The organism is Ferruginibacter sp., from assembly GCF_031391665.1.
In the GTDB taxonomy this organism is placed as follows: Bacteria; Bacteroidota; Bacteroidia; order Chitinophagales; family Chitinophagaceae; genus Ferruginibacter.
Map to the genome: position 1 here is coordinate 1 of NZ_JANMUN010000037.1, position 7,663 is coordinate 7,663.

Sequence of the window (7,663 nt, forward strand, 5' to 3'; positions counted from 1 at the left end):
TTTTGCAAAAGCAATGCTACGTCTTCAACGGTGCTTATTCCACCGCCAACAGTAAATGGAATATTAATATTGGCTGCAATTCTTTTTACCAGCTCTACCAGAGTTTTTCTTTTTTCAACTGTTGCCGTAATGTCTAAAAAAACCAATTCGTCTGCTCCCTGTTCGCTGTAAATAATGGCCAGCTCCACAGGGTCACCGGCATCACGTATACTTTCAAAATTAATTCCTTTTACTGTTCTGCCATCTTTTATGTCGAGGCAGGGGATGATACGACGGGTGAGCATAATGGATAATTGATTAATGGATAATGGATAATTCCTGCAATGTTATATTACCCTCGTAAATGGCTTTACCAATTATTGCACCACTGCATCCAATTGCTTGTAATTGTTTTACATCTTCAATAGTACTTACGCCGCCACTTGCAAATAAATTTATTTCAGGATGCTCCACCATAATTTTTTTATACAATTCAAACGAAGGTCCTTCCATCACACCATCTTTTGAAATATCTGTACAAAAAATATTATTAGCACCCAGCGCTATCATCTTACCAATAAAATCAAAAATATTTATGCCGCCATCTTCTAACCAACCGCTGATTTTTATTTTATCTTCCAGCACATCGGCACCAATTAAAAATTTATCTTCCCCAAATTCCATCAACCATTCTTCCAACATTTCCGGATGTTTTACTGCAAGGCTGCCAATGGTAACCATGGTTGCACCGGCATTAAAAATATTTCCAACATCAGTTATGTTTTTTACTCCTCCACCAAAATCAATTATTAAATTGGTGGCAGCAGCAATATCTTCCAGCACTTTTAAATTAATAATTTTTCCTGCTTTGGCACCGTCTAAATCTACAATGTGCAATCTTTTAATTCCTGCATCTGCAAATTGCTTTGCTGCTTCAACAGGATTTTCATGATAAATTTTTTGCTGTGCATAATCGCCTTTGGTAAGGCGAACGCATTTACCATTGATAATGTCGATAGCTGGGATAATGATCATGGCAGTTGTATGAAATTTCTTAAAATTATTTCCCCCACTTTTCCTGATTTTTCAGGATGAAATTGCACGGCATAAAAGTTGTTTTTTTGCAATGCGGCACTGTAAGGTAAAGTATAATCTGTTTTTGCGGTGGTTTCTTTATTTGGTGCTGCATAATAACTGTGTACTGTATAAACAAATTCATTCTCTTTTATTCCATCAAACAAAACAGATTTGTAATCGTAAATATTATTCCAACCAATTTGAGGAACCTTTAAAGAAAAAGATTCGAATAATTTTACTTCCGTATCAAATATGCCCATACATTTTGTATCACCTTCTTCGGAATGATTGCATAACAATTGTAATCCCAGGCAAATTCCTAAAACGGGTTGTTGTAAAGAAATAATTATTTTATCTAATTCTCTCTCTCTTAAATATTGCATGGCGGCATTTGCATGCCCCACACCGGGAAAAATAACTTTTGATGCGTTGCGGATGATTGTTTCATCATCAGTTACCACAGACTCAACTCCTAAACGCTGCAGAGCATATTGTACACTTTGCACATTACCGGCGTTGTATTTTATGATGGCGATGCCCCTGTCTCCGCCAGCTGGCGGAGAACTTATATTGTTACTCTCTTTATTATATAACTCCTCTTTTATACTCATCAGCTATTTAATAGTGTTATAAATTATTAGTGTCTGCAAAAGCCCCCTTCAGGGGGTTTGGGGGCTCTGCTTTACAACATCCCCTTTGTACTCGGCAACGCATTATTATTCACATCTCTCTTCGCTGCCATCTTTATAGCTTTTGCAAATGCTTTAAAAATAGATTCTATTTTATGATGCTCATTATCTCCCTCGGCTTTTATATTTAAATTACTTTTTGAAGCATCGCTGAAAGATTTAAAAAAATGGAAAAACATTTCTGTGGGCATCTCTCCTATTTTTTCTCTTTTAAATTCCGCATCCCAAACAATCCAGTTTCTTCCACCAAAATCTATGGCTACCTGTGCCAAACAATCGTCCATCGGCAATAAAAACCCATACCGTTCAATGCCTCTCTTATCTCCTAATGCTTTTAAAATGGCTTCTCCCAATGCAATGCCTGTATCTTCTATACTGTGGTGTTCATCAATGTGTAAATCGCCTTTGCATTCAATAGTTAAATCAATATTACCATGCCTAGCAATTTGCTCCAGCATGTGATTAAAAAAAGGAATACCCGTTTCAATCTGGGATTTTCCTGTTCCATCTAAATTTACTTCCGCAGTAATTTTTGTTTCGTTGGTATTTCGTTGATGAAATATTTTTCGTGGTGGTAATTTTAAATAATCGTAAATAGCTGCCCAATGCGGCGTTTCTACAACAATCACTTCCTTTTTCAATTCATTGATAGTATCTTTTATTTCAGATGCACCAAGACTTGAATCAATATTTAACCAAAACCCTTTGCAGCCTAAATTTTTTGCCAGTTGCATATCAGTAATTCTGTCGCCAATTACAAAAGAATTGGCAATATCGTACGCAGGGTTATTCAAATACTTCGTCAGCATACCTGTTGCAGGTTTCCTGGTGGGTGTATTATCTTTTGCAAATGTTTTATCTATAAACACTTCATTAAAATGAATGGCTTCATTTTCTAAACTCGTCATTACCAAATTATGCACGGGCCAAAATGTATCTTCCGGAAAAATTGCAGTACCCAATCCATCCTGGTTGGTAACCATTACCAATTCGTAATCAAGCTCAGCGGCAATCTTTCTCATGTATAAAAACATGTCAGGATAAAACTCCAGCTTACTAAAAGAATCCAATTGGTAAGTTGGCGGCGCTTCTTTTATCAATGTACCGTCTCTGTCAATAAATAATATTTTTTTCACCCTCTATAATTTTTTAAAGTTGATATTAAATTTTTATTTTCTTCAGGAGTGCCAATTGTGATACGTAAGCAATTCTCACATAATATTTCGTTAGTTCTGTTACGCACCACTATTTCGTTTGCTGCAAGATAATTGTACAATGCATCAGCATCATCTACCTTTACTAAAATAAAATTGGCATCGGTAGGATACACTTTTTTTACAAAGTGCAATCTTACTAATGCTGCTGCCAGTTCTTCTTTTTGATGTACCACTTCTTTTATCCATTTATTCACCATTACAGTTTCCTGTAAAGCGTCTAAAGCAATTTGTTGCGATGCATCGTTAATATTATACGGAGGTTTTACTTTGTTAAAAAAATCAATGATATCCATTGATGCAAAACAAAGCCCTAAACGCAATGCCGCTAAACCCCATGCTTTCGACAAAGTTTGCATTACAATTAAGTTAGGATATTCTGTAAGCTCCTGTATAAATGTTTTTTGTTTGCTGAAATTAATGTAAGCTTCGTCAATAATTACGATGCCCGGAAAATTATTCAATACTATTTCCACATCAGTCCGGTTCATATTATTACCCGTAGGATTATTAGGCGAACAGATAAATAATAATTTAGTATTACTGTCTGTTGCATTCAAAATACCTTCCACATCCAGTTCAAAATCATTGGTAAGATTTACTTTTCTAATTTCAACATCATTAATATTAGCGCTCACCTGGTACATGCCGTAAGTAGGCGGACAAATAATTACATTATCTTTTTTTGGCTCACAAAAAATACGATAGGCCAAATCAATTACTTCGTCGCTGCCATTACCTATAAAAATATTTTCTGCCGGCACCCCTTTAATTTTTGCAAGCTGAAATTTTAATTGCCATTGCAAAGGATCGGGATAACGATTATAATTTTCTGCTACCGGTGAGCCGTAGGCATTTTCGTTTGCATCTAAAAATACTGAGGCCTTGCCTGTAAATTCATGTCGGGCCGAAGAATAAGGTTTTAATATTTTTATGTTATTTCGGACAAGAGTCCCCAAACCCCTGAAGGGGGATTTTGAAGACTCTTTATAATTTTCATTTTCATTCATGATTTAGTCATTTTACTATTTCCAAATTAAAAGCATCTTTAAAATATTGACGTGCTTAAAGTACCATTCAGGGGGTTGGGGGTTTATTTTCTGATTGTTACCGCATTTTTATGTGCATCCAACCCTTCCGCTGCGGCCATTAATTCAATGGCGTTAACAATATTATTTATCCCCTCTTTAGTTATTTCCTGAAAAGTAATTTTTTTAACAAAGCTATCCAGCGAAACGCCACTGTAAGCCTTGGCGTAACCGTTAGTAGGTAATGTATGATTAGTACCCGACGCATAATCCCCTGCACTCTCCGGCGAATAATGCCCAAGAAAAACACTGCCTGCATTAATTACTTTTTCTGTAAGTGCAAGTGCGTTATCCGATGCAATAATTAAGTGCTCTGCAGCATATTCATTTAATAAGTCAAATGCCTCATCTGCATTTTTCATTACTATAACCCGACTGTTGGCTAAAGCTTTTGCAGCAATTTCTTTTCTTGATAAAAAAGATAATTGTTTTTCAATTTCTATTTTAACTGCTTCAACTATTTCAATGGATGTTGCTACCAAAATTACCTGGCTATCGGTACCATGTTCTGCCTGGCTTAATAAATCGGCTGCAACAAATGCTGCATTGCTGCTTTCATCTGCGTAAACCGCCACTTCACTTGGGCCGGCAGGCATATCTATTGCTGTGCCCTCTTTATTAATTAATTGCTTGGCACAGGTTACATATTGATTTCCCGGGCCAAATATTTTATACACTTTCGAAATGCTTTCAGTGCCAAAAGCCATTGCACCAATCGCCTGCACTCCGCCAATTTTATAGATATTTTTTATGCCAATTAAGTTGGCCACATATAAAATAACAGAATTTATTTTGCCATTTTTATCCGACGGCGTACAAACCACAATTTCTTTGCAGCCCGCCAGCATTGCCGGTATGCCCAGCATTAATAATGTAGAAAATAATGGCGCTGTACCCCCGGGGATATACAAACCTACTTTTTCTATTGCAACTGATTTTCTCCAGCAAACTACTCCACTTGTTGTTTCAATTTTAGTAATAGTTTCTTTTTGAGCTTCGTGAAATTTGAGGATATTATTTTTTGCAATGGCTATAGCTTCTTTTAAATTATCATCAACTAATGCAACAGCATCTTCAATTTCTTTTTCAGTAACTTTTAAATTAGCTAATTCCACACCATCAAATTGTGCAGCATATTTTTTTACAGCTGCATCGCCGTTTAGTTTTACATCTTCTAAAATAATGGTTACTATTTTTTCTAATGATAATGTATCAAAAACAGGTCGCTGCAATAACTGCCGCCACTCACTTCTTAATGGATTTATAAAAATTTTCATGCCCCTGTCTCCGCCGCGGCGGAGAACTTAATTTTAAAGTTTATAATTTTTTCAGCCAGTATTTTATTTAAACTGAATGAAAAGTGAATACAGCTACTAATTAGCTTACTCCCAGTTCCCCCTTCAGGGGGCGGAGGGGCATCTACACAATCATCTTCTCAATCGGTATCACCAGTATCCCTTCTGCTTCAAACTGTTTTAATTTTTCTATTACTTCCCAAAAATCATTTTCGTTTACTACACTTTGTACACTGCTCCAGCCTTCAGTTGCCAATGGTGTTACTGTTGGGCTTTTCATCCCCGGCAAAACATTTTCTATATTTTGTAATTGATGATTAGGCGCATTTAAAATAATGTACTTATTATTTTTTGCAGTTTTTACTGCATTAATGCGCAACAATAATTTTTCTAAAATATTTTTATTTTCTTCAGTAAGGTTTTTGTTGGCTGTTAGTACCGCTTCTGATTTTAAAATCACTTCCACTTCTTTTAAGCCATTGGTAAAAAGTGTACTGCCGCTGCTTACCAAATCGCAAATAGCATCTGCCAAACCAATGCCCGGCGCAATTTCTACCGATCCGCTGATCTCATGTATTTCTGCATCGCTGTTTTTTTCTTTTAAATATTTTTGCAGAATGTTAGAATAGGTAGTAGCAATTTTTAACCCTTTTAAATCATCAATAGATTTATATTGCATTGCTTTGGGCACTGCAATACTTAATTTGCATTTACCAAAACCAAGGCGGTACACCAAATCAATATCTTTCGCTTTTTCGAGCAAAACATTTTCGCCAACAATTCCAATATCGGCTACACCATCAAATACATATTGCGGAATATCATCGTCCCTTAAAAAATAAACTTCCAGCGGAAAATTTTCTGCTACTGTTTTCAATTGTTTGTTACCGTTGTTCAATTGAATGCCGCATTCCTTTAACAACTTAATGGAATCTTCGTACAACCTGCCCGATTTTTGAATTGCTATTTTTAACATGTTTTTATTTGGTTTTACCCTTTATTTTTTCATTGTCAGACGAGAGCGTCAGACAATAAAAAAGGGCTCACTTTTCAGTAAGCCCTTGATTAAAATTATGTTTAGTTACATACAATCAGCACGCTTACCCGTTGAGTAATGTATGATGATGGTGTATGTGGACGATTTGTTTCATTTGTTGCACAAAGTAAAGACGGAATGTTTAAATAGCCAAATAAAATTTTAAAAATACCCCTTGAAGTGCAGCCATAGCAACACAGGTAAAGCAAATGCAGCAATCCAAACTGCAGTAAATACAATTTTCCCATTTAAAGTAAGATCATCCTGGTAAGCAGGCACCAGCACATTTTCAATATGTTTTATAATTAATTGTTCATCGCCGGATTGGGTTTCTGTTGAAAATTTCCTGCTCAGTAATCTACTTTCGCTTATTATTATATTTCTTATTTGCCAGTATTCTTCATCAGTTAAATCATCGTAAGTGCAGGCATAATCAATACCTTCCTCATCTAACCTTTTTCGTACTTTATTTATTAAGTTGATTTGGCCAATTCTTAATAAAACCAAAACTGCAATTATTAAAAAAATCCAGGCATAGTTTAATGTAAAGAAAAAATAAATTAAGGAACATAAAGAAATGGAAAGAAAAATTAATTGAATAATTCTGCTGCCATTAAAAAATAAAGTTTGAAAAAACTGCCCACCATCTAACGGAAAAACCGGCAGCAGGTTAAAAACATTCAGCAATAAAAAAAGTATAGAAAGTTGCCTGAAGGTTTCGTTATAATTATTTTGGTATAACAATAACAGTATGCTGCCAATAATAATACCCGGCAACGGGCCTGCCAGTAAAACAATCAATTTATTTTTTCTTGACAAATTAGTGGCAGTACCACTAACATAAGCACCAACAAAAGGAACAAAGGTCATGTTAACACCTTTATACCCAAAAAATTTCATAGCAATAAAATGGCCGGCTTCGTGAATAAAAATTACTGATACCAGTAACAGCACCGCAAACCAGCTTTTAAAAATCCAGTAATCCAATGCTATAAATAACGCAAGGCTGATTAATGTTCTTGATAAAGAAGTTTTTTTTACTTCCTCCTCTTCGGGTTTAATAACCAATGTAGCCGGTTCATTTTCTTCGTTCATGTAAAATATTTTGTTTCTTATTTAAAAGAAATTCAAAACCCTGACGGCGGCTTCAAGCCCCGTCAGCGGTTAATTGAAGACTCCGGATATAACTGCCGCAACGATTTTCAACCACTTTAAAAATTACTCAACCTCTTAAAATTCTTTCAACGTAATTCCCAATCCTGCCTTATCGTTATAAATTATTTTA

General features: G+C 35.4%; 8 protein-coding genes. All 8 read right to left on the reverse strand.

Annotation, left to right across the window (positions count from 1 at the left end; translation table 11 throughout):
* On the reverse strand, positions 1–284 hold a 284-nt coding region (locus tag ACY651_RS03300; RefSeq protein ID WP_462249688.1), incomplete at its 3' end, for a HisA/HisF-related TIM barrel protein.
* Between the two features lie 13 nt (positions 285–297).
* Positions 298–1,014, reverse strand: a complete 717-nt coding sequence (gene hisA, locus ACY651_RS03305) for a 1-(5-phosphoribosyl)-5-[(5-phosphoribosylamino)methylideneamino]imidazole-4-carboxamide isomerase (RefSeq protein WP_462249690.1) — start codon at positions 1,012–1,014, stop codon at positions 298–300.
* Positions 1,011–1,667: an imidazole glycerol phosphate synthase subunit HisH gene (hisH, locus tag ACY651_RS03310; protein WP_462249692.1), complete on the reverse strand. Its 657-nt coding sequence runs from the start codon at positions 1,665–1,667 to the stop codon at positions 1,011–1,013. The genes hisA and hisH overlap by 4 nt, the downstream gene beginning before the upstream one ends.
* A 71-nt stretch (positions 1,668–1,738) precedes the next feature.
* Positions 1,739–2,881, reverse strand: coding sequence for a bifunctional histidinol-phosphatase/imidazoleglycerol-phosphate dehydratase HisB (gene hisB / locus ACY651_RS03315; protein WP_462249694.1), 1,143 nt, complete (start codon positions 2,879–2,881; stop codon positions 1,739–1,741).
* Entirely contained in the window at positions 2,878–3,969 is a 1,092-nt protein-coding gene (hisC, locus tag ACY651_RS03320) for a histidinol-phosphate transaminase (RefSeq protein ID WP_462249696.1), read from the reverse strand. Before hisC ends, hisB begins: the two co-directional genes overlap by 4 nt.
* An 83-nt stretch (positions 3,970–4,052) precedes the next feature.
* Complete coding sequence (hisD, locus tag ACY651_RS03325) at positions 4,053–5,324, reverse strand: histidinol dehydrogenase (RefSeq protein ID WP_462249698.1); 1,272 nt, start codon at positions 5,322–5,324, stop codon at positions 4,053–4,055.
* A 142-nt stretch (positions 5,325–5,466) separates the two neighbouring features.
* On the reverse strand, positions 5,467–6,318 hold the full coding sequence (gene hisG, locus ACY651_RS03330; RefSeq protein WP_462249700.1) for an ATP phosphoribosyltransferase: 852 nt from the start codon (positions 6,316–6,318) through the stop codon (positions 5,467–5,469).
* Positions 6,319–6,540: 222 nt separating this feature from the next.
* Positions 6,541–7,473 carry a site-2 protease family protein gene (locus ACY651_RS03335; RefSeq protein ID WP_462249702.1) on the reverse strand — a complete coding sequence of 311 codons (933 nt, stop codon included), beginning with the start codon at positions 7,471–7,473 and terminating at the stop codon, positions 6,541–6,543.
* Positions 7,474–7,663: the final 190 nt, after the last annotated feature.